This window comes from Flavobacterium chungangensis (assembly GCF_042654045.1).
GTDB classification, from domain to species: domain Bacteria; phylum Bacteroidota; class Bacteroidia; order Flavobacteriales; family Flavobacteriaceae; genus Flavobacterium; species Flavobacterium chungangensis.
Genome location: NZ_JBHSFY010000006.1, coordinates 89,112 through 113,666, shown reverse-complemented (window position 1 = coordinate 113,666; position 24,555 = coordinate 89,112). Strand labels below are relative to the sequence as shown.

Genomic DNA, 24,555 nt, shown 5'->3' with positions numbered 1-24,555 from the left:
ATGGATTCTTCGATTAATTTTCGACAGGAACAATTTCTTCTTTAATCCATTTGACTTCGTTATTCTCAATAATTACCGTAACGATATCGCCATCTTTAACTTCTCCAGAAATTAGCTTCTTTGCCAAAGGCCTTCTCAAGTGGCTTCTAATAATGCTTTTAATTGGTCTTGCTCCATATTTGGCATTAAATCCGTTTTCGGCGAGATAAGTTTTAGTCTCAATCGGAATTTCGACTTCGACATTGATGTTTTTCAATAAGTCCGTAAATTCTTTTTTAAGATGTATTTCAAATATTTTAAGAGCATTTTCTTTACTAAGTGGAGCAAACGGAATAATTTCAGTTAATCTTCCTAAAAACTCAGGTCTGAAATAATTTGCCATAATTTCCATTAAAGAAGTCGAACTCGGAATTTCGCCGCTGTTAAAGGTTTCTACAATGTGATCTGCTCCAATATTGGATGTGAAAAGGATAATAGCATTCGAAAAATCACCTTCTTTTCCTAAACGATCATGGAGTTTACCTTCGTCCATAACTTGCAAGAAGACATCAAAAACAGATGGATGCGCTTTTTCAATTTCATCAAATAAAACAATAGAGTAGGGCTTCTGTCTAATTTTGTTGACTAGCAAACCACCTTCTTCATAACCCACATATCCTGGAGGCGCACCGTATAGAAGAGCTGCAGAATGTTCCTCTTTAAATTCAGACATGTCAAATCTGATAATTGCATTTTCATCTTGAAAAAGAAATTCAGCTAAACTTTTGGCTAATTCTGTTTTTCCAGTTCCTGTTGGACCTAAGAAGAAAAAAGATGCAATTGGTTGACCTGCCTTACTTAAACCTGATCTTGATTCTAAAATAGAACCTGCAACCGTGGCAATGCAATGATCTTGTCCGATCACCCTCTTGCTTAAAACCTCTTCAATTGTGTTAAGTTTATTTTTTTCTTCTTCGTTTAACTTGCCTGCCGGAATTCCGGTCTTTTGTGCAATTATAAGAGACAAATCAAAAGCCTCAATATGAACACGTTTGTCTAAAGCTCTCTTTTCGATTATTTGCAGTAGGTTTTCAATATGAGCGATGATAACATCAGAAGATTCAAATATTTTAGGATTATTCTCCTCATCAGCAAGCATTAAAAAAGCAGTTTTGTTTGCTAAATCGGTTAAAAACCAATTGCATTCTTTAATTAATTGTTCTTCAGATAAGCCCTTTTCATTTTGTTTAAGAGCTTCCAGTTTGCTAACAAGCGCAACTTTTTCTTTTAAAAAAGTTTCACCAGAAGTTTTTAGAACAGACATTGTATGGTCAATCAGATTTATAGCTGATTCTGGTAGACTTTTTTCTTTTAAATACCTTTTAGATAATCGAATAGATTCAGAAATCGTTTCGTCATCAATTTGTATTTTATGATGTTCCTGATATGTTTTTATTGATTCGCGGATCATTCGAAACAAGGTTTCATCATCAGATTCTTCCAGTTTCACAATTTCAAACATGCCCGAAAGCCCTTGCTCTTTTTCAATCCTTTTTGTAAATTCATCAATTGTCGAGGTTGCAATAATGTTTAAACCTTTTGCCAACTCGCCTTTTAAGACATTCGAAACTCCAGAATCTCCGCCATTTTTATCTAAAAGAGTATGTATCTCTTCTATAATTAAAATTGCTTTTGGAAACTGTTTTAACTCCTGAATACAGTTTTTTAAACGGTCTTCAATTTCTCCTTTGTACGAAGCGCCAGCAATTAAAGAAGATAAATCCAGTTCGAATAACTGCACTTTGTCTAATACGTCTGGAATTTTATTATTAATGACATTTTCGACCAGAGCATCAATTAAAATGGTTTTTCCAATGCCACGATCACCAATTAGCAATACATTGGGTTTAGAGAAACGGCATAAAATTTCTTTAATAGTATTTAATTCGGCTTCACGGCCTATTGCAGGTATTCTTTTCTTGTTCTTTTCAAGATTTTTATGAATGCAGTATTTGCCCAAAAAGCCTTTTTTAACTTCTTGTTTGACCGCGTTATTATTTTGTGGAATAACAATCTGATCCTCCAATAGTTCATTTCTGGAAATAGGATATGATTTCATCTGGTCAAAATTGAAAGCTACACCAGGCGAACTGATGGCAATTACAACAGCATAAAGGCTAATTTCGTCTTCATTTAATGCTATTCGAACAGATTCAGATTCCTTTATAATTTCGTCAATGAGATCGTGTGGTTCAGCATCAAAAACATTAGTCGTTTTAGGTTCTTCTTCAATTCGTACTTCAGCCCATTCATCAAGATAATAGACATCTTTACCCATAGCTTCTAGTCGTTTTAAAAGCGATAAATCTCTATTTAAAATAGCTTTTAGCAAATGAGGAGCCGAGTAATACTTGTTTGAATTGGTTTTAGCAATCTTTTTAGCAATTTCTAATGCGCTTAACAGCTCTGTACTGAAAATGTTTTTTTCTTCTTCCATATCCAATTTAATCTTTAGACCATATCAAATACTTTTTTACTTTGTAGCTGATATTTAGTCCTTTAATGCAGTTAGTTTGTTTGTCTTTGTTTAAGCGTATTGATTCGATTTTAATCTTCTTCCCTTTAACAGAGGCGCATAATTGCGCAAAAGTCAATAAATCTGCGTCATTTTTTACAACTGGAATATCAAGATCATCACATAAAAATTCGGCAAAATCATCTTTTACTTTACTGCCTTCAGCCACTTTTTTAAATAAAATCTCAAACTGATCTTCAGACATTTTAGGTGCTTTTTTGACTGTGGCAGTACTGTCTTTTATTGTTTTTGCTTTAGGAGCAACGGGTACGTACTGCAACATTTCTTCCAGAGGATCTTTTTTTACAGAACCGCGAGGAAGCGCAAAAGCTTCTGCTTTTTTCTCAAATTCATACGAACTAACATCCAACGGATTGGTCTTTTTTATAACTCTTGGATGCACATAAATTATCTTTTTTGCGACACGGCTAAAATCGCCATTTATGACCAGCGTAATTGTTTTTTCACCAGGAGTAATGAAGTTGTAGACTGGGTTTGAAGAAGTCTCATCGATGCCTTTATTTTCACCAAATGCCCATTCCCAAGTCTTGGCATCTTCAGAAATTGACTTAAAATAAGCAGGCTGTCCAACGGTGATAGTTCTAGGTGCAATAATCTTTGGCGTGCCTATTTTATCGGCAGCAAATTTGTCTTTTATAACCAGCTCTTTTGTATGGGTGCAACCACCGTTTATGGTTAGTGTTACATAGTATTTTCCTGGGTTTTTGTAAATATGAAAAGTATGCTTTCTGACATCTTTTTCTGATCCGTCTCCAAAGTCCCAAACCCATGATTTTGCATTAGGAGTTTTATCATAAAATTCTATCGATTCTTCTGATTGCGATTGGTCTGAAAAGATATAAAATTTTGCGTCTTCACAATCGACATGATTAAAAAATTGAACTATAAAGGCAATGATTCCAGCTAATAGCAGGATGGTGAAAAAAAACACAATCCTAATATCGATATTTTTTTGATTCATTTTGAAATTTTGGAATATTTTACTATGTAAGATAATTTTAACAAAAAACGGAAGCAAATGTAGTTTTTATTATTTTAAAAAACTTATATTTTATACTATAAATTTTACAAAAAAGATTTGTATTCTTACAAAATATTTTGTTAGGTTTGTAACCACCTCGTTCCAAAATGTAAATAAATTCATAATAAACGAGTTACGTCCAAAAATGAGAATTTTCTCAAGGTTGAAAAAGGAAAAATGAGCGATAAGTTTGTTTGTAATGTTGCTGAAATTTTAAAAAAAGACCCATTTTGGGAAGTCAATTATTTTTTAATTATCTAAAAAGAGCGTATTAATATTATTTTTTATGAGGCAAATTGTTATAATGATTCTTATGATGCATTTATTTACAGAATGCCATGCTCAAAAATATATTTCCCAAATTCCCTTCAAATATGATTATTCTCTGGAGCTGTTAAAAAAACAGTCTCAAATGACCGAAACAGGTTTAAAGAATAAAACAGTCGTAAATGATAACTCCGAGAATTTAAGCGACGAAGTATTGGCTCTCAAAGAGAAATACTCTATTATTCTGGCTGTAATGCCAAATAAAATCACCAATTACAAATTATACTCCTACATAGATCCTTGGTTGAACACGCCGTATAAAGAGAAAAGCTTTTCTAAAAAAGGAATCGATTGCTCTTATTTTCTACAGTCTTTATACAGTGATGTTTACAAGGTTACTCTTCCTAAAGATCCTGCTGGAATGTGGAAATCTAAATCGATCCAGATTTTTACGGGGAGGAGTTTTCTTGCCGAAGGCGATCTGGTTTTCTTTAGATATGATAAAGATCATCCAATATCTGATGTTGGCTTGTATTTGCATAATGACCGAATTCTGGCTTGTACAGACAAAGGTTTGGCAATATATAATTTCAATGATGAATACTTTCAGTTACGATATATAGGCGCAGGACGAATCAACGAAGATGGAAAGAAAAAGTAAAAAAAGTCTTGAGGAGCTTGCATACGAAATAGAGAGTATTTCCTATGATATAAGGGCAGAAGTTGTTGCTAATGAACTTCTTGAAAATAAAGCCGTGGCACAAGACGAAATCACGATTTCGAACCATGGACAGTTTTCACGAGCATACAGAAGTGATATTCTAGGAGCAGGAATTCAGGACGATAATTACGACAAACAGGAATATCTTAATATTAGGCTGTCGCGAGATAGTATGTATGATGCATTACCTGAGGGTTTTGTTCATAGTTTGACTGAAAATAATGCGGATAAATCTGTAAAACAGATGATTAAGGAGCATAAACACCAGAAAAAGCAAGAAGCAGAAGCTCGTGTTTTTTTTACTCCTTTTGAAAATGAGATTTTTCATTATCGAACTAAAATTGAAAGTGTTGAAAGGAATTTTCTGTATCAGCTGAATGGAAGTAAGCCATTGGAGTTTTTCTATGATTTTTGGGGATTGTCGCACATTTATCCAGAAATTTTAGTTTCAAAGTTTATTCAGCTTTTACCCTATGCGTATAAAATAGTGGGAGATATAGACTTGGCTTGTCATTGTTTGTCTAGTATTATTGAAGAAAAAGTAACTTATACAACGACTACTTCGAAAGAATATAGTGAAGAAGGAGAGCAGATTAAGTTAGGTGAAAATAGATTAGGAGTTGATTTTATTACCGGGAAAAATTACATGGATTATTCGATGAATTTAACCATAAAAATAGGCCCGATAGCGAATAAACCGTATCAGCATTATCTTAAAAACGGCGAGATAAAAATATTTATAGATTGTTTTTGCGAACATTTCTTTCCGATGGAAGTAGAAGTAAAAACAGTTTTATTGATTAATGAAGAAACCGAAGAGTTTAATTTTAGTAAAGAACCTGTGTTAGGGTACACAACACGAATTTAGTAATGGTAAAAAAACATTTATTAGCCCTTATTGATATTAGGCTTATTGTATTTTTAGTAGCGATTATAGCGGTGAGTTTTATACTTACGATGGTATTCAGCGATAAAATAAAAGAATTTGTAGTACAGTATAAAAGAAAATTTTACATCTATGTTTTCTCATTTGTATTGATATATGCCCTTGTTGGTTTTTTGGGCTATAACAAATTATTCACAGAGTTATCAGACGAATTTCGATTTTATCAAATAGCATCACTTTTGTTCGGAATCCTTAATGTTTACCTGTACAGATGGTACTTTAACGAATTCAATAAAAAAGGATCTGTCGGTATAGAATTGTTGTTTTCTTTACTAATAACACTTTACTCAAGCGTATTATTTGTCATTATCTACACGGCATTAAACGGCATTGCCTTGACTTTTTTAATGTGTTCTCACTTCTTGGTATTTATCGTTCCAACAGGAGTTTATGCTGTATTTAATTATATGATGCAGATACCTCCTAAAGAGTATGTTACTTGGAGAATACCCGAAAGAAAAAATCCTTTTCCTGAGATAGAAAACGTTCAAATGAAGGATTTATTACTGATAACATTATTGATTCAGAAAAAAGAAAGCGATACAAAATATACCTCAATTAGATCAAAAGGTCCGGTTAGAATTGATTTTGGCGCTCTATTTTATCATACCGTTTCAGGATATAATGAGCATAATGCGGAAAGTAAAATTGATTTAAAGCATAATGGAGAAAATTACAATTGGGTTTTCTTTTTGCAACCTAAATGGTATCAGACAGCAAAATATGTGGATGCAAAATATACTTTAGGGATGAACGGCATCACTGAAAATTCAGTCATTATTTGTAAAAGACAAAGAGTAAAAGAAATTACTCAAACAAAAAAAGAAGAAAAAGGCAAAGACTTTATGTTTGAACCTAAGATGGAAAATAAAGAAAAAGAGCTTGAAGTTTAACATTTTTTGAGACAATATGTATCATATAGATAAACCTGAAGAGTCAACATACGACAAGTTCCGTACTTACAAGATCAAAAAAGGAGATACACTTGCAAGCGTAGCCAAAGATCTTGGCGTTGAGGCCGATGAGCTTAGGTGGTATCATAATATGTATTGTGAGATTCAAGATTTAATAGAAGCTGATTTTAAAAGTTATTCTCAGTTTTTGATTCTGGCTCCGGAAAAATATATTGAAGAAAGAAAAGAAAAAGAAGAGAAAAAGGGACAAAAAGTAAGTTTAGGAAATGATTATGGTCTACCCTTTTTGCCAGAAAGAATAAATGAAAGATACAAGGTAAAATATACATTTGAGGTTGGAGACCATGTTGATGTCACAGAAATGGCAATAAATGTAAAATGGCTTGCTACAGATAAAAATCGATACCATCTTTTTGAAATTAACAGAAGTAAAATTGTTCATATCAATGGTTTGCCTCCTAGTTCTTTGATTGAGAAACTTGGAGCAAAAAACGCAGAAATGCTTTATCCTCTAAAAATTGTGGTAGACAAATTTGGTAAATGGGTTGATATTTATAATTATGATGAAATTGAAAGTCGGTGGGAAAATTTAAAAAATGAAATTCTGGATTATTACGAAGGCGAATTAACGGAAGCTTATATTGATCATACGGAAAAAACCTTAACAAATTCAGATACTTTATTAAGATCGCTTCGTTCAGATTTTTTTTTCAGGACATTTTTTAATGGAATTTATGTTGGTTATACAGCAGATTATTCATTTAAAAATGAAGTTTCTTTCCCTTTAGAGGAAGAAGTAGAAGCTATTTTTGAAGTTATGCAAAAAATCACTCCTCTTTTAGATGATGATGGTTTTATTAAAATAGGTCAAAAAGGTTCTTATATGGATTCGGGTTTAGGTTTTTTATATGGATATACTCCTTCAAAAGTGAATTATAGCGCTATTTACTTCTTGAATTCGGAAACTTATACAATTGAGAAAATGAATGTAGAATGCAATATTTTATCAGATAAGTATATAAAAAATACTATTAAGATTGAGCTTTTAGAATAATAAGGAAGATAAAAGTTTAAAATCAAGGAATATCAAGGATTGTTTTGACATTAAATGAAGTAAAGTTATGAGTGAAAAACATGTAGTAGTACAAGGAGCAACTTTAAAATGTAAGTTTAGCGTAGAGCCTAAATTGGATACGCTTAAGGTTAAAACACATAGTAGGCATTATGCTAATGATAAAGGTGCTGAAAGCAAACTCATAGCAACCGATAAAGAAATTGGTCAGACACTTGAGAAAAATACTTTTGGAAAATGTAAAATGCAACCTAACGGAAGCGGAGATTACTTGCCATGTCAAGCAGTAATTACTAAATGGAGTGGTTTCTATGAAAAAGTTACATTATCTAACAAAGGAAAAATTTTATTGGAAGACAGTAAAGGAACTTGTCCTATTGGTGGAGCTGACTGTATAGAAGTGGATAAACACGGCCAAAAAGCAGAATTGAACAGACAGAATTTGAAGAATGCTAAATCTGAAGTTTTAAAGCAAATAAATCCAATGGTTGATGTAAAGGAGCTATTCGCAATTGAGCATACAGACGAAGGAATAATATATAGTTAAGAAATAGTTTCATTATTTTCTAAAAGTATAAAAATGGCAAAGGGAGTAAAAAAAATAAAGAGGTTATCAAACAGCTATGAACTTGACAATTATTATAACGCTGGTGAAGTAATTTGTATAAACCCAAATCAAGAGGCTTCGTTTCTCGTTGGTGAATGGTATAGTGAAACCACGGAAGAAGAAAAAAGAAGAAATGTCTCATGGTTATGGATGGATCAGAAAAAGAGAAAAATTTTTAACCAAACAATGAAACCTGCAGGAGTGCCTTATGGTGTTACTATTCCTAGAAAATTATGTGGCTTATATGCCTTCTACTTAGAAGTTGGTTTATATGGTAGACATGATGAAAGAAATACGGGATTATATGTATTTAGTAAATGTGAAAAAAAAATAACTTCTTCTTCTTGGAGTAAAAAAGAAAATACAGCAGATAATAGTGAAATAAATTATGGACATGACCTATTTATCTCATTAGAAGCGGAAGGAGTTAATGGGGAGACACTAACATTGGAGTTATACAGTGAAAAAAAAATAACACGTATAGAAAAAGCAAAAGAAAAATGCATAGATGGAGCTCTTAAGACTAAGTTTAAAACTATGGCTTGTTATAGGGGAGTTCAAGGTTTGCCTAGCGATTTAGAAAAATTTCACATAAAAGTACTCGACAGTAAAGGAGAATATCTTAAAAATGCAAGTGGGAATGACAAAATAATATCTTTTACTATAAAAAATAAAAGTTTAATACAAATACCTGTATTTGAGCCACCAACAAATACAACTCCTTTTACTATTGATAACACTCCTAAAGAGGAAGAAATAAAAACAGAAGGTATTATTACGGCATATTTTGCTAAAGAAGAATTTTCGTTGGAAACAGCAGAGGTTGCTGACCAATTCGAATATAAATTTAAAAATAGAAATGCCAATATTGACAAAGACAAGATTGCTGCCATTATTAAGAAAAATGTAGACCCACAAGTAAAAGCAGATAAAAAATATGCTAAACTTGATGATATTAAAAATGCGCTTACAGAGAGGACTTATGAAAAGGGGGCTTCTATTTCTTTTAATTTGTACAAGTTAGGAGCAAATTATATAAAAATAAACAGTGCTCCTTTGGAAGAGGAAGTATATGTCGTAGCAAAAACATTTTTATTGGACGGCAAAGAAGTATCTATTACAATAAAAGAAAAAGAGACCATTCTGATAGATGCAGATGCAAACGTACCTGTTTTGGAAGCCAAAGAAGATGGAGCAGAACTTGCAACACTAAAAGCAACGGTTGAAAAAGGCATAGCAAAAGTAAAAATAAAGCTTCGCCCAAAAGCAGATGAAGATTTAAAAGAATGGAAAGAAAAACTGCTTAAAGGAAAAAAAGAAGAAGCTTACCGCTATACATTTAAAAACGAAACCGTAATTACAGATAGCAATAAAAAACAATTTGCAGTAATAATACTAAACAATGCAAAAGAAGGAAAACAAGGCAATGCAAAGATAGCAACCGGAAAAACGGCTTTTGCAGATGATGTTGAAAAAGCGTTAAAAAGCGAAACCTACAGCAGTGGTGCCACAATTAGTTTTGATACCTATAAAACACAAGCCGAAAGCCTTTGGTTAAAAGCCGAATGTCAAGGTGAGACTGTTAAACACGAAAAAGAATTTTTGAAAAGAGATGGGGCTTATTTTATAATTGGGAAAAAGTGTGAGTGTGAAGCAAGAATAAGAGCATTCATGAGGGTAATACGCATTGCAGAAGGAACAGGAGAATATATAAAAGGAACTAAACAAGCAAGAGACCCCGAATTAGGATATACAACTTGGTTTAGTGGGGCTGGAAATAACTTTACTTTATCAGATGATCATCCACGAGTAATAAACAGCAATAGTACAAATACGATAAGATCATCAGCTGCTGGTGCTTATCAAATTATGAGTTGGAAATATGATAACCTAAATGGATATACATTAGTATTTAAGGATGGATATTTTCAAAAAAAACTCCCTGAAGAATATATTGAAAAGTATGATAAAGCTAAAAAATACGATGCAAAAGGATTTTCTAAAGAGGCACAAGATAAGTTGTGTGTTGCTATATTAAAAGATGATGCCAAAGTAATAAATGCTCTTCAAAAAAAAGATATTAAGGAAGCAATTTCAAAATCAAGCGGAATATGGGTGAGTCTTCCTGGAGCAACAGCTGGACAACCCACTGCAAAAATGCAAGAGACATTGGATTATTATGAAGAGTTTTTAAAAGATGAATTGGCAGGAAAAAGTAATCTACATATCAAACAAGGGTTTTTGAAAGATTTTGATATTAAATGTAGTTGTGATTTAGGCGATTGTACTGAAGAAAAATGTACTCAGTATGCTGATGTAGTTCCAAATCCTCAAATAAGTACTGATAATGGAGGAAAGAAAAACAATAGATTTAACTCAGCAGGAGGAAGGAAAAACCCACATAGAGGTGTCGATATTTATACTGGAGATAATAAAGTTGATGTTCATTCTTTACTTTGTGGTGAAGTAGTCTTTACAGTGACCTCATTTGCTACAAATGAATACAACTCAACTAGTCTAGGTAATTTAGTTGTTGTAAAATCGAAAGATAAAAATGATGAAGTAGTTTATATAATGTATTGTCATCTAGACTCTGTAAAAGTAGCTAAGAATGATAAAGTTAAGCATAACGATGTAATAGGGATTTCGGGCTCTACAGGTAATGCTGGTTCAGTGTATGAAAATGGAAAATTGATACATGGTATTTCTCCAGAAAATTATCATATTCATATCGAGGCTTCAACCAGCTATGTTGCTGGGACTGCTACTTTTAAAAATGTTGCTTCTTCAAGAGTAAATCCTGAGGATTATATGAAAACTAAATTTGATATTGATGGTGAGAAAATATAGTAAACTAAAACAAATTATAGAAGTAATTCTAATCTTTTTATTGATTATTTCATGTAATGGGCAAGTTTCAAATAAGAAAAATCAGGTTTTAAATGAGGATAAAGAACAAACTAAAAATATAAAAGAACAGCCGCCTGTTGATTTTTTTGACCAAAAATATTTCAATGGTTATAAGATTTCCTTTGGAGATGAAGATATATCAGAACATCCATATCGCTATTATTATAATTATGAAAATAAAGAGATACAGTGGTTTGCTATAAGTTATGTGCCAAAAAACATTTCTTTACATAAATACTGGTCAAGCTATCTTCAGGGTTCGAGCTCAAATGAAGCGACACAAAGTTCAACAATTGAAAAAATAATCAATAAAGATTTGAGTTCATATAACATTTTTGCAGTTTATATACCTAAAAAATATTTGGATATATCAAATGGAGTATCAGAAGAGGCAATGTTTTTTAAAAATAATACAGAGTTATATTTTTATCTATATGATGCATTAGAGAATAAATGGAAATTTCTAAAAAAAACACAAACAAATGCACCATTAATTGGAAAACGTGATTTTTTCAGCAAACAGTTTCCAGAATTATTTTCTTTAAAAAAAGATTTGAGATTAAATGATAACAAGAATATTAGTGAAACAGAAAATATAACTTTATTAAGAAACTTTATTTTTGAGTTCTCAATATCTAAAATTGAAAATGAAGATGGAAACGAAATACAAAAAGTTAAAATAAACCTTAAAAACAAGGAAACAAATAAAATTCAGGTAATAGATTTCACTCCTAAATTATTAGTAACACAATTTGATGGAAGCTCAGCAAATAGTATATCATATTTTGGTAAAGAACAATCAATTATAAAAAGTTATCAAGAAATAGAAGGCGGTCATATGTTGATAGCTTTAGATGTAAATTTTGATGGGTTAGAAGATTTTGCAATAATAAATTATCAGGGAAGTAATGGAGGACCTCAATATGCTTATTATGTTCAAAAAGCAAATAAGCAATTTGTATTGGATTCATATCTAACAGAAAATGTTAGATTTTTTCCATCTGAAATTAATAAAGGTAAAAAAATATTAACAATAATTTATCCTTCGGGGTGTTGCCAGTTTCAAACATCTAAGTTTCAGATTCAATCAAACGGGAAATGGAAAAATACCTATTCGCATTTAGAAAATATTAAATAAGATTTGGTAAATATTTTTAGTTTAGATTCAAAAATTATTTTATTCAAAAAATAGATATAAAGCTCTTTGATATATTGAAAAGAAAAGCCCTAGCTAGCAAAAGCGCAATGCTTTTGTTAGCTGAGGGAATTAAATGAAAAAATATGAAAATGAAAAATTGCATGTATAAAACTTTTTTAAAATCATTTATACTTTTTGGAATAATAGTAAATGGTTGTAAGCAGGAGAACCAATCTTACTCAAAAGAAAATGAAGTAATTATTAAACGGGATGATTCTACAAAGGTCTCTTCAATCGCTGAAAAAAAAGATAGTATTTATGTAAAAAAAGAGATTTCATTTGACATCATTCATTCTTTTAAAGAAGATACTTCTGAAAATTCTTATATATGTTTTGATACGAGACTAACCTATAAGACAGATAATAGCTTTATGCTAACAAAAAAAGAATTTGGAATTACCGATGTTGATTTATCTGAAACAAATTATGAAGGGCCTGGTTTTTCTATGTATTCTTATGAATCTAGCAAGAATAAAGATATAGAAATAATTATCATTGAAGCTTTAGCAGATATTGGTACAAATTGGTATTATGTAATAATATTAAATAAAAAGGATTTAGTTGATAAATTTTACATTAAAGAACCTAGATCAAATTCAGAAATAACTCAGATAAAAGATTTTTTAAGTATTTTTTTTAGTAACGGAACATTAGTATTTAAGTTTAAAAAAGATAAAATAGCTAAATATTCAACAGTTAGCCCTGACTTAAAAAGTGATTTAGAATATGTTTATATTGAAAAAAAACTGAATTTATAAAATGTGATAATACCTAAAATATCTTATTACATAAAAGCTAAACCTAAATGAAGTTTTTTAATAGATCTTGGTAAAGAAAAGAAAACATTAGAATAATAAATGTACTAATGACAAAGACAATGATCACAACGACCATCTACATATACAAGGATATTCGCCAACACTAAAAGAAATTTAAAATGAAATACTTATTATACTTGGTTTTTTTTATTCAATTTCAAAATTGCAAATCCGAAACCAATATTGAGTCAAAAGATTCATCAAATAATGATGTAAAAGTTGAAAAGTTAACTCAAGAAAATTATTCAATAGACTCGATAGATAAAAGTGCCATTGGTAAAAAGATTAAGGAATTGAATAAGATTAAGGAATTAAAAAGCATATTGAAAAATTCCTTAGAGAGACAAATCGAGAGACCCTATATGTTCGATATTTTTGTTTCAAGTAATGATACTCTATTGCAATTTTATGATTATAAATTTTTTGAAATTAATGCGACTAAAATTAAATCATATTTTATAAAAATAGATTATGAAGATGCTGATTTTCAGTGTGTTTTATTGGTTAATGAAAGTTTGAATGTCGAATATAATAGTATGATAGTTTATGAAGAATTAAACTCTGAAGTAAAATATTTGAGAATTAGTGAAATAAAAGCAGACAAACTTTATATTAGTTTTAAAAGTCCTAATACAGTCGAAAACTTATTTTTTCAGTTAAAAGATGGTATGTTTTTAGATTATTTTGACAATCAGTCAGTTGATGAAAAATGGGGTGAAAGGGAAATTTTCGGTCAAAAAGAAATTTTTAAATATCTATTGAAAGGAAAAACAAATAATCATTTAAAAAATGGTTACTGGGTTGAGAAAAGGTATTTATTCGAATATGGCAAAAGTATAATTCAAGATGGATATTATATTAATGAATTAAGAAACGGTGATTGGAATTTTTCTCCTGAAGGTCCAGTAGATATGATAAAGAAATTTGATAAAGGGAGATTTATTTCACAATCATATCCTTAAAAAAATAAATAAATAATACGATTTTAAAGTAAAGAAAGCTCCTTGACATATTGAAAAGAAAAGCCCCAGCTAGCAAAAGATTTTTTCTTTTGTTAGCTGAGGGAATTTATAAATTAAATAAAATGAAAAAAATATTAAGTTTTGCAATTTTGACTTTATTGTTTGTAAACTGTAAAGGAGATTCAAAAATCAATGCCAGTCTAGGAAAAGACTTAAAAGAAGATTCAATACAAATAGCTTCTAAATTAGAATCAAGTCAAGACAAAGAGTTAAATGATAAAAGTTTAGCAGGGAATTATTGGTCATTTTATAAAATTTCTGAAAATTCTATCTCAGGAACATCTAAAATGACGAAAGATGAAATTGTAAGTCAATTTAAAAATGTTAAAATAGAAATTGATGAAAAGAAAGTAAAAATAGGAGAATTATGTATTTATGATTATTATAAAAGTAATAAAAGCCTAACAGAATATTATGAAAGTACTAAAACGGCTAAACTGTATGAGGATATATTTGTAAAAAACAAAATAAAGTTTGGCAATGAAATTACGGTTTATCAATCATTATATCCTGAAAAGGCTTGTGAAATTCCTTGGGACGAATTAATTATTGCTGATAATACAATTATTATAACATTTGATGATTATCTGGTGTTTTTTAAAAGGCAAAATGGCAATTATCAAGATGATTGTTATTCAAAGACTAAGATTACAAATTTACCTATAACAAATAAAATTATTAATGGTAATAATGTATGGAATCAACTAGATTGTAATATAGCCAATTTAGACAATAAAGATTATTTAAGATTACCAGACATAAAAGATGTTAAGGTTTTTATTTTAGCAAATTTCAATTTTGATGATTTTACCTATACGTTAGTAACCATAAAAAATGATAAAATTATTACAAAGCAAGATATTGGTTTTGCTAAAGATATTGATGAACCAAATACAATATCTGAAATAACAGAATTTGAAATAGATCAAGATTATGTTTTTGTGATAAATACTAAATCAAAAAGCGGTGAAGATTTAAAAATCAAAAACACAGAGCGATTTAAAATAGATGAAAATGGCTTAATTGTAATTATTAAATAATTAAAATTTGTTATACAACTTTTTTAAAATATTGAAAAAAGGCTCGACTAATAAAAATTTGAAAAATTAATGATACTTATAGTTTAGATGGTAATGAAAATAATGTTTAATTTTTTAATAATAGCTCTGCTAATTTCTTGTACTGGAAAACCAATAAAAAGTAATGATAAAAGTGTAGAAAAAATAAATTATTCGAACAAATCAATCTCGAATAATGATAAGGAAAAATTTACAGATAATGGTTTAATAGATACATTAACTACAATGATTGCAGAATACGGTGGAATTAAATTTTACACTGAAGATAAATTAAGAGGTGATGGTGTAGTTCAATTATTAATCGATATGGATATCGAAATTTTAAATTTTGATAAAACTGTATTTGGAAGTATAAAATTAAATAGCAATGTAGAAGAACCTTTTGATATAAAACTACCAAAAAGTGTTGTTGCAAGGGAGTTGATTCCAAATGTTGAATATAGAATATTCTGCTTCGATGCAGAACAACCTGAAAGCGATAATAATTTTTTAATTATTTATATAAATAAAGAAAAAAGATTAATTAGTAAACAGAGAGTTAAATATAAGTTTAGTTCATGGGAAGCATATGCAAAGACAGCTTTTGTTCACCTGACGCCAAAAGTTAAAAATAGTTCGAAAGAGGAGAAGCTATATTATTATGAAGTACTTCAAGTAAAAGGAGATTCTATGAAGATTAAATCTGTTTCTAAAACGTCCTGTGATTATGTGGAAGAATATAAAGATGTTACGAAATGGATAAAATGGAAAGACAACTCATATAAGTTTATCGCATTTGATTTTTGTAATTAGAATAAAAAAAACATTACAACAATTAATGAAGTTTTAAATCTAAATTATAAATCAAATAGGGAAGTTGAAAATCAGGCTCAATGCGCACAATTGTATCTATTTAACCCGTAAAATCTTGTTATAATAATAGAGCTAACAGTAATAATCAAAATCTAACCAAAAAAAAGAGGAGTTAAAAATTCTCATTTCAAAATAAAAACTAATAGAATTATGATAGAAAAATTAAGTCATTTTCCCGTAAACTGGATTGATGGGATGAAGATAAATAAGAGTCATTTTTTATCTATTCAGGACAACGTTTCTGAGTTGGTAAACGATGCAATTGGTATTCATACCACACCAATAAGTTATGGGTTGTTGGATTCTGGAAACCAAAATAAAGAAACTACAAAAATTACTTTAGGAATCGACAATCACAAACTGCTTCGTGTTCGAGTAGAAGAGTGCCACGCTATAACGCCAAACGGATCAAGAATCGAAATCAGTAAAAGCAATACCGATACATTAGATCTTCAGGTTCCGTATCCAGAAGACACTTATGAAATAAAAGACGGAGAACAATTGGTGTTATTAGCCTGTATATCGGTTAATTCAAAAAAGAGAATTCCTTTTGGCGAGCCAGATCCAGATGAGGTTCCGCCAAGATATCCGTATACACAGCCAGAATACAAATTGCATTTAATTAAAGCTGAAGAATTCCGCTCAGGAATTGGGTATGGCGGTTTTTACTTGGCAATAGGTAAAGTGCTTATTGGAGACACTACAGTTTTAGATGAAGATTATATTCCGCCATCAGTGACAGTGGCTTGTCATCCAAAATTAGTTGACATGCAGGCACAGATCGCCCGTTCGTTTGGTCAGATTGAAATTTATGCTGTTCAGATTTCTCAAAAAATAAACAGAGGGCAACAGGCAGGAGTTTTACCGCAGACTGTAATGCAGCTGGCAGACAATACTGGGTATTATTTAGGAAGTACTCTAACACAATTTCGATGGTTTTCACTGCATCAGCATCCCGCTTCAATGTTAGGCTCGGTAGTATCGTTTGCGAGAGTGATGAAGAATTTTATCGACTCGAAATCGGGAGCTGGAAAAGAAGAGTTGTTGAATTATTTTGCTGAGTGGTGCGATATTTCACAGGGAGATTTGGAGATTATGTTTACCACTCTTATTAATGCAGGTTACGATCACGTGCATATTGATAAAACAGCTTCATTGGTAATGAATGCTTTGGCGAGAATAGAGAAGTTGTTTGAAACATTAAACAAACTGGATTACATAGGCAAGAAGAAAGAAAACATCGAATTGTTTGTGGCAGAAACAGATAAAAAAGATATCGTTCATAACCCAAAACGTCACGGTTTCTTTATCAAAGATTAAAAAGTAAAATAGTAATATAAATTATGGAAGTATTAAATAAACAAGAACGCCAGAAAGCCTTTATCGCTTTTTTAATTGCCTTTATCCTAACTTTTTGCGTTATGCTGCTTGCTGTTTCGTTCAACTTTTATATGCCAGTAGCAGAAAATAAAATGCTGAAAGCAGAGAATGAAATGATGAAAAGAGAATACGATTATCAAACTAACTTTTCGGTTAAAATCGATAGTATTAGAATGACAATCGATTCGATTAATTCGCCAAAAGTAGATAATGATTTTCAGCAGCGTCTGGCAAATGTTATGATTGCGAATATTTATCAGAAAGTACCAAAAGATACGACTGAGAATAAAAAATTATACAACAATGTTATTCTGGCCTACAAGAATATTATTGATTACAAAAAGCAGATCAGAAGCCTTACGCACAATTCTCACTTAATAGACAGTTTGAACCAATCGGCCAAAACATACAAAGAAGAATTGGAAAAAGTAAGCAGAGATTTAGATGTATGTCGTCAGATTTATCAAAATCAATAAACAGAAATAAGAGTAAAAAATAATAAACCAATCATTTAAAAAATTCAAATTATGTTGTCAAATTATGGAATTGGAGGTAACGAAGTAAAAATAGATGCAGATGAAGCAATCACTGCAATCCCTCAAAACAGAACACTTGTTGCTCAGAAGTTAACAGTTGATGCTCCAGTAAAACCTGAATTGGTAGAAGGAATTACAAGTATCGAAAAAGCATTCGAACACTTTAAGCCAGAAGTAAAAGTAAATTTTGAAACTGTTGACGGAGCTACTAAAGTAGAAGCTTTAAACTTTAAAAATTTAGGAGATTTTGGAATAAAAGGAATTACTACACAAAGTAGTTTTTTATCTGATCTTGAGACAGAAAAGGATCAATATCAAAAAATTATCCGTCAGTTAAAATCAAATAAGATTTTAAAAGCGGCTTTAGAAGATGGAGAAGCAAAACAAGCTTTATTAGAAAGTCTTGGAGCATTGATCAATGAGTTAAAAGAGAACAAATAAGAATCTTAAAATATTTTAGATATGTCAAATAAAGAAGCATATAAAGGAGATCTTGATACAGCGGTATTAGAACCTAAGGCAGTAAAAGGAATTTCGATTGAAAAAAATGTTGAAAAACTAGCTAAATACGGTGGTTTTGATTTACTGGAAATGTCGATTGAAGGAGTTCAAAATCTTAATCCGGAGAGAAAAGCAAGAAGAAAAATCTTTTTAGGCGAAGTAAACAAAGCAAAAGAAAGAGAAACGCTTTTGAAAACATTAGAACTTTGGACTTCGGTTTTAAGCAATAATGAAGCTTTGACTGACATGGTAGCGCAAAGTGAAGACAAATGCAAAGAATCTGAAGCTTTGTTACAAAAAAACCTTGCAAAAGCTGTTGAAGATACAAGAGAGATTGAAGCGGCTTACAGAACTTTAGCTTTATTCTTTAAAAATACAGAAACAGATAAAGTAAAAAATGTTACGATTGTAAATGCTGAACTTGATCAGTTAAAAGATCTTGACAACACTCGTTTTATCGATGCAATTCACTCAGAATTAGTGGATAATTATGATCGTTTAGACCTTAAAAATAACTACGGAATTTTAGTAATTCCTGGATATTTAGGTTCTAATAAAGTGATTGAAAAATGGGCAAAAATCGCGCATGAAAATAAAGTAATGCTGGTTACAGATTTCGAACACTTAGATGAACCGGATGATGTAATGGAAATGTTTGATGCTGCTTCTTTAACTGGAGGAGATGTTTACCGTTCTAACGTAATCATGACGTGTAACTGGCTTGTTGGACGTGGCAGATTTGATCAAATTGGAGAAAGCGAAGATTTACACGTTGCGCCTTCTGCAGCATTAGCAGGAAAAATTTACAAAACATTAATGTCTCAAGTTACTGCAGGTAAGAAATTTGGAGGAATTAATGAAGTAGACGGAGTAAAATTTGATCTTAAGAAAAGCGAAATCGCAAATCTTGAAAACTTAGGTTTGGTTCCAATGGTAAACGAGTACGGAAAAGTTATGGCTTTTTCTGCTAAAACATTATTCAGCGGAGATAACTTAGGTTTACAGACTTATTCTGTAGTTCGTGTTTTTGATTATGTAACTAAAGTATTAATGGATTTCCTTAATCGTCGTGCTTTCGAAAACTTTACTGCTAAAACACGTAAAGAGATTATGAATCAGATTGTGGCTTTCCTTGACGGAATCACAGGTCCAGATAAATTGATCGAGAATTTTGAAATCCGCAGATTCGAACAAGATCCAATTCAAAAAGACAGAATTTATATGGATATCCACATGAAACCTTATTTCCCTGCTAAAAACTTCCTTATTAAAATGGATGGACACAAAGGAGATGACGGAACAGAATGGGATACAGATTACGAGCAAAAATAATTGTACAGTAAATAAAAAAAGGAAGCACATAAAATTGTGCTTCCTTTTTCAACAAAACATTGATCTTTTGAATGATCAAACCAAATAATTCAAATTCATGAACGTACTTAAAATTTTACTTTTAGTCGGTTTGTTTTTCATATCAAGTTCGATTAAAGCACAAAAAGTAAAACAAATTGATACTTTAAGTTGCCCTATTACGCAAAACGATTTATTGCTTTCAGGAAAGTTATTTGCAAGTGCGACCCCAATTTTACTTCGTGTTTACAACGAAGACTATGAATACGCTGTTTTTCAGTTAGGAAAAAGAAGAGGCAGCATTTATTTATACTTTAAAATTTTTACAGATAATGTCTGTGTAAAACAAGAGCAGCCACTGGAACTCTATTTTAAAAATGGAGAAATGTATATTCTTAAAAATACTTTCAAGGTAAATTGTGATGGAACTGCAGCTCTTGAACTTTCACGAAGAGACATCAAGAAATTAATGTCAAATAGTATCAATACAATTAAATTTTTCACACTTAAAAAAGACTATGAATTTAGTCCCACAGAAGCTGATAATCAAAATATAAGGTTTTATCTACACTGTTTAAAGCTTTATAAAGTGAGAAAGAAAAAATAGAATTCGATTGACATAATTTGACGCAACCTAAATATAATCTCTAATAAAAAATCAAGATATGCCATTTCCAGAATTGAACCTTTCATTAGGACTTACAGATAACGACGGTTCTGTTTTCTATGCGGGAAGCGGAGAAGGAAAAGTGATTGTAAAAACAGATTCTGCTTTAAAAAAGCATAGTATCAATATCACAATTTCAGAACAAGAGGTTGGATCCGTTTATTTGAATACACATTTAAAAGATGTCGAAATTCCTGCTGAAATTGAAATTCCTGTTTATCAAATGATTGTTACAGATGATAAAACAAACGAAAAAGAAATCTACAAAGTTACTCGCGATACTTTTTTCTATAAACAGCAAACAAAGAAAAAAGGATTATGGAGTTTTTTGGGTTTAAAATTCTTAGCTCCTAATAATTTTCTTTTTGAAAATATCCCCTTCGAACCTTTAAAAGAAGAAATGGAAATCTATGAAATTTCAAAATACAGAAAGCTAGATCAAGATAAATTGACTTATACTTTTCAGAAAGGAGAACAAAATATTCAGCTTTTTGCTGGTGATATTAATACGCTAAAAGTAGAGAAGGGAATAAGCTATTTTGTAGTTGTTGATGAGAAAAAAGGACAAAGATTCATTGGCGATATACTATATAGAGAAAAATTTCTAAAGCTAACACCATCGGTTAAACTGCATATCATTAAGCGCAGACGAGTTTCTAAAGAAATGGAAACAGATAAAAAAGGCCAAGCTAATAAGTTGATTTATATTTAAGAAGCAAAATTATGAAAGGAGCATTTTACAAACTTCCAATAGATTTTAACAGCGTAATGCAAAAAAAAGAGTTAGAAAAAACCTCGATTGAGCATTCTATCGCCCAACAGATCATTTTACTGGCTACTACCACATTTGGTGAGTGCAAGTTTGATGAAACGTTTGGTTCAAAAATCTGGGAAATCGACTTTGATTTGCTGATGAATGAAAATACGTTAAAAGAAATCATTTCAAAAACAATGAAACAGTCTTTGGCTTTTCATGAAAAGAGAATAAAAGTAAACGAGCTTAAAGTTGAATTATCTGAAACGATCTATTTTGTTGATGATGTGAGCAGATCAAAAAAGAAAGTCGATATAATAATTGAAGCAACAATTAAAAGTACAAATCGTGATTTTGACTTTAGAGGGTACTTTTTTGTTGGACCGCTATCTTATAAATAGCTTTTTTTAGTGCGATTTTTATTTCAATAAGCTAAAAAAGTGTGTTTTTTTAGTTTTTAAATATCTGATAATTTGATAATTATATATTGTAAAGAAAGTTTTATTAAATAAATTATTATAATAAGATTTTATTTATATATTTACAGCATAAATAAATAAATTAATAATTAAAAATTTTTCATTATGTCGTTTTTAACATCATTAACAGTAGCAGGAAAAGATTACAAAGTATTAAACGTTAGTTATGATTTAGCTCAAGAAACAGATGCTTCTGGGCGTCCATCTACAGTAACACGTGGAGGAAGAATCATGATCGAGGTTGAATCAACTGGAAGTACTGAATTGTTTGAGTGGATGACTAACAATTTCGAAAGAAAAGACGGGTCAGTAAAATTCATCAAACGTGATTCAAATGCTACTTTAAAAGAGCTAAAGTTTACAGAAGCTTACATGGTTAAGTACAAAGAAAACTTTGATCATAACAGTGAAAATCCATTAACTGAAACTTTTATGATTTCTGCTCGTAAAATTTCGATGGGTGGAGGAGAATTTGATAATGCTTGGGTATAATCCTTTGGACTTTATCAATCTTAATTAAACTAAAAGGAAGTCCGATAAGTGGACTTCCTTTTTTGTTTTCTTTTTTAGAATATCTGGTTTTCAATTCCCGATTACCTGGATTTTCGCACTTCCTAAATTAATCATCTAAACAAATCTACAAATGAGTTTTTTATCTAAATTACATATAGACGGCGAAGAATATAATGTTCTTGAATTTAATATTGGTTTCAAACAAGAAATTGACACAACAAGCAAACCTACAGGAAACGCTAAAGGCGGAGTAATAAAAATGATTATCGAAGCAAGTCAGAACAGTCATTTTTTGTCTTGGATGTTAAACGGAGATTTAACCAAAGATGGTAAAATTGTTTTTTATAGAAGAGATGCATTAAGTAAAATGAAAGAGCTTTCGTTTACTAAAGCATTTTGTATTGGTTACGATGAGCAATTTACAAGCACTACCGAAATCCCAATGAGAATTACTATGGAATTAGTGGCAAAAGAATTGACTTTTGGAGACACTAAATTCTCAAATAATTGGATTGCGTTAGATTAATTGTTTAAAAGCTCATTAAAAAACAAGGACACATTATTATGGCACATTTTTCAGAACAAGTACATATAACTATAGGAGGTTTTACCCAAAACGTTGTTTATTATGATTTAAAGCTATCTCAAAAAATGGCCGATCATCATCATTTTTCGTTTGTTTGGCAATACACAGGTAGAGCAGTAATTAATCCGGCAGATCAGGCAAAAGCGCTTAGAACCTATCTTGGTGATGAGGTTATTTTTACTTTTAAAAGTCTTACTGGAATTCGATTAATGAGTAAAGGAATCATTACGGAACTTTCTTCTATTGATCTTGATGGAAGTCCAGCTGGATTACACGTTTCTGGCGTAAGCCACAGTATTGTAATTGACGATATGAAAAAGTCAAGAACATTTAAAGATCGCAGTATGGATGATATCGTACTGGGAATTTTTGCTGAAGGACCTGGAGAATTTTATCAAAGAGATTCTATTAAATCAACCTATCTTAAAGAATTTAGAAACCTTTTGCAATATAACGAAACTAGCTTTGAGTTCTTAAAAAGAGTTGCTAAGCGTTATGGGCAATGGTTTTATTTTGACGGAATGCGTATGCAGTTCGGACAAACAAAAAGTAGTCAGACCAAGTTAATTAACGGGGCTTCATTGCATAGTTTTAAGATACAAGCTAATATGAGCTCGCATAAAATTTCACTGACTGGTTATAATTATGAAAATGTAGCAACCTTTCGTGATGCTGCCGCTAAGACTTCCACCGGAAGTAAAGATAGTTTTGCCGCTATTGTTGGTTATAATCAGGGAACGGTTGCAAATTCTGATTTAAATAATGGTGCTTATACTGCAAATGCTACAAATAAAGAAGAACTAGAGGAAATGATTAAACTGCAAACTGCGGGTAGTGATGCCAACAGTGTATATTACAGCGGTATTTCTTATTTTCCAATTGGTCTTGGACAGGTTTTTACAATAGTAAACCAAACTGTAGTACATGAGCTAATTGCTATAGAAGTTGTACACCATTCTCAGGTTCACGGAAATTATTCTTGCGAATTTAAAGCAATCCCTGCCGATGTATCGGCTCCACATTATACAGATGTTTTTGTATACGGTAAAGCAGAAACACAGCCAGCAAAGGTAAAAGACAATAATGACCCAGAAGGATTAGGACGTGTACAAGTAGAATTTTATGGTGCAAGCGGTACAGCAGTTACAGATTGGATAAGAATGGTACAGCCTTATTCTGGACCAGGAAAAGGATTTTATTTTGTTCCCGAAATCGGAGAAGAAGTTTTAATTGGTTTTGAAGGCAATAACGTCCAAAATCCGTACGTAATTGGTGCGCAATATAACGGACAAGATTCAAGCGGTTATGCTGATGCTCAGAATAATATAAAAGCAATTCATACCAGAAGCGGACACGTAATAAAATTTACGGAAGACGAAAGCATCATAATTGCCGATAAAAATGGTAACGAGATAGTAATGGATACTGTTGGTGGTAATATTAGTATTACAGCAAACAATACGATTGATCTTAATGCACAAAACATCAATTTTAATGCTTCTCAGAATATTAGTGTAAGTGCTGGAATGAATATTACAGAAAGTGCTGGTGCTGACAAAACTAGTGTTGTAGGTATGATGCTTAATACAACAGTTGGTGGCGACAATATGTTATCAGTTACAGGAAACTTCATGGAAAATATTGAAGGTAATTTGGAGTCACATACTGCAAAAGAGAGACAGGAAATTGGAGTTAAAGGAATTGATAATAGTAGTGAAGGCGGAATAAATAAACACTCTAAAAAAGAAATACAGGTTAATAGTGCCGAAAAATCTAAATCACACTAA

The 24,555-nt window shown here is 31.0% G+C and carries 23 protein-coding genes; 21 read left to right on the top strand and 2 right to left on the bottom strand.

What is annotated here, in order from left to right:
* Positions 1–13: 13 nt before the first annotated feature.
* Complete coding sequence (locus ACFO3N_RS11430; RefSeq protein ID WP_379797828.1) at positions 14–2,476, bottom strand: AAA family ATPase; 2,463 nt, start codon at positions 2,474–2,476, stop codon at positions 14–16.
* Between the two features lie 7 nt (positions 2,477–2,483).
* Entirely contained in the window at positions 2,484–3,536 is a 1,053-nt protein-coding gene (locus tag ACFO3N_RS11425) for a PKD domain-containing protein (RefSeq protein WP_379797826.1), read from the bottom strand.
* Between the two features lie 346 nt (positions 3,537–3,882).
* Between ACFO3N_RS11425 and ACFO3N_RS11420 the strand changes: the two genes are divergently transcribed.
* The 21 genes from ACFO3N_RS11420 (at position 3,883) to ACFO3N_RS11320 (ending at position 24,555) form a co-directional block, all read left to right on the top strand.
* Complete coding sequence (locus ACFO3N_RS11420) at positions 3,883–4,524, top strand: C40 family peptidase (protein WP_253251878.1); 642 nt, start codon at positions 3,883–3,885, stop codon at positions 4,522–4,524.
* On the top strand, positions 4,508–5,452 hold the full coding sequence (locus tag ACFO3N_RS11415; protein ID WP_379797824.1) for a type VI secretion system baseplate subunit TssG: 945 nt from the start codon (positions 4,508–4,510) through the stop codon (positions 5,450–5,452). Before ACFO3N_RS11420 ends, ACFO3N_RS11415 begins: the two co-directional genes overlap by 17 nt.
* Before the next feature lie 2 nt (positions 5,453–5,454).
* Positions 5,455–6,423 (top strand): TssN family type VI secretion system protein, encoded by a 969-nt coding sequence (locus ACFO3N_RS11410; RefSeq protein WP_379797822.1) that lies wholly within the window; start codon positions 5,455–5,457, stop codon positions 6,421–6,423.
* A 16-nt stretch (positions 6,424–6,439) separates the two neighbouring features.
* Positions 6,440–7,498: a LysM peptidoglycan-binding domain-containing protein gene (locus ACFO3N_RS11405; protein WP_379797820.1), complete on the top strand. Its 1,059-nt coding sequence runs from the start codon at positions 6,440–6,442 to the stop codon at positions 7,496–7,498.
* A 67-nt stretch (positions 7,499–7,565) separates the two neighbouring features.
* Entirely contained in the window at positions 7,566–8,063 is a 498-nt protein-coding gene (locus ACFO3N_RS11400) for a DUF4280 domain-containing protein (RefSeq protein ID WP_379797818.1), read from the top strand.
* A 33-nt stretch (positions 8,064–8,096) separates the two neighbouring features.
* Complete coding sequence (locus ACFO3N_RS11395; RefSeq protein ID WP_379797816.1) at positions 8,097–10,973, top strand: peptidoglycan DD-metalloendopeptidase family protein; 2,877 nt, start codon at positions 8,097–8,099, stop codon at positions 10,971–10,973.
* Complete coding sequence (locus ACFO3N_RS11390; protein ID WP_379797814.1) at positions 10,957–12,171, top strand: XAC2610-related protein; 1,215 nt, start codon at positions 10,957–10,959, stop codon at positions 12,169–12,171. The genes ACFO3N_RS11395 and ACFO3N_RS11390 overlap by 17 nt, the downstream gene beginning before the upstream one ends.
* 143 nt (positions 12,172–12,314) lie before the next feature.
* On the top strand, positions 12,315–12,989 hold the full coding sequence (locus tag ACFO3N_RS11385) for a hypothetical protein (protein WP_379797812.1): 675 nt from the start codon (positions 12,315–12,317) through the stop codon (positions 12,987–12,989).
* Between the two features lie 179 nt (positions 12,990–13,168).
* Complete coding sequence (locus tag ACFO3N_RS11380) at positions 13,169–14,011, top strand: hypothetical protein (RefSeq protein WP_379797810.1); 843 nt, start codon at positions 13,169–13,171, stop codon at positions 14,009–14,011.
* Between the two features lie 122 nt (positions 14,012–14,133).
* On the top strand, positions 14,134–15,111 hold the full coding sequence (locus ACFO3N_RS11375; RefSeq protein WP_379797808.1) for a hypothetical protein: 978 nt from the start codon (positions 14,134–14,136) through the stop codon (positions 15,109–15,111).
* 93 nt (positions 15,112–15,204) lie between these two features.
* On the top strand, positions 15,205–15,942 hold the full coding sequence (locus tag ACFO3N_RS11370; RefSeq protein ID WP_379797806.1) for a hypothetical protein: 738 nt from the start codon (positions 15,205–15,207) through the stop codon (positions 15,940–15,942).
* Between the two features lie 210 nt (positions 15,943–16,152).
* On the top strand, positions 16,153–17,322 hold the full coding sequence (locus tag ACFO3N_RS11365; protein ID WP_250835489.1) for a hypothetical protein: 1,170 nt from the start codon (positions 16,153–16,155) through the stop codon (positions 17,320–17,322).
* A gap of 23 nt (positions 17,323–17,345) precedes the next feature.
* Entirely contained in the window at positions 17,346–17,858 is a 513-nt protein-coding gene (gene tssO, locus ACFO3N_RS11360; RefSeq protein WP_095930975.1) for a type VI secretion system TssO, read from the top strand.
* A gap of 51 nt (positions 17,859–17,909) precedes the next feature.
* Positions 17,910–18,359 (top strand): hypothetical protein, encoded by a 450-nt coding sequence (locus ACFO3N_RS11355; protein WP_095930974.1) that lies wholly within the window; start codon positions 17,910–17,912, stop codon positions 18,357–18,359.
* A gap of 21 nt (positions 18,360–18,380) precedes the next feature.
* A complete protein-coding gene (locus tag ACFO3N_RS11350; RefSeq protein ID WP_095930973.1) occupies positions 18,381–19,751 on the top strand; it encodes a DUF5458 family protein in 1,371 nt (456 codons plus the stop codon).
* Between the two features lie 97 nt (positions 19,752–19,848).
* Positions 19,849–20,376 (top strand): hypothetical protein, encoded by a 528-nt coding sequence (locus ACFO3N_RS11345; protein WP_379797803.1) that lies wholly within the window; start codon positions 19,849–19,851, stop codon positions 20,374–20,376.
* A gap of 58 nt (positions 20,377–20,434) precedes the next feature.
* On the top strand, positions 20,435–21,148 hold the full coding sequence (locus ACFO3N_RS11340; protein ID WP_379797801.1) for a hypothetical protein: 714 nt from the start codon (positions 20,435–20,437) through the stop codon (positions 21,146–21,148).
* Between the two features lie 11 nt (positions 21,149–21,159).
* Complete coding sequence (locus tag ACFO3N_RS11335) at positions 21,160–21,591, top strand: GPW/gp25 family protein (RefSeq protein ID WP_095930970.1); 432 nt, start codon at positions 21,160–21,162, stop codon at positions 21,589–21,591.
* A 183-nt stretch (positions 21,592–21,774) separates the two neighbouring features.
* Positions 21,775–22,161 (top strand): type VI secretion system tube protein TssD, encoded by a 387-nt coding sequence (gene tssD, locus ACFO3N_RS11330; RefSeq protein ID WP_012025247.1) that lies wholly within the window; start codon positions 21,775–21,777, stop codon positions 22,159–22,161.
* Between the two features lie 151 nt (positions 22,162–22,312).
* On the top strand, positions 22,313–22,708 hold the full coding sequence (gene tssD, locus ACFO3N_RS11325; protein WP_379797798.1) for a type VI secretion system tube protein TssD: 396 nt from the start codon (positions 22,313–22,315) through the stop codon (positions 22,706–22,708).
* A 38-nt stretch (positions 22,709–22,746) separates the two neighbouring features.
* Complete coding sequence (locus ACFO3N_RS11320) at positions 22,747–24,555, top strand: type VI secretion system Vgr family protein (protein WP_379797796.1); 1,809 nt, start codon at positions 22,747–22,749, stop codon at positions 24,553–24,555.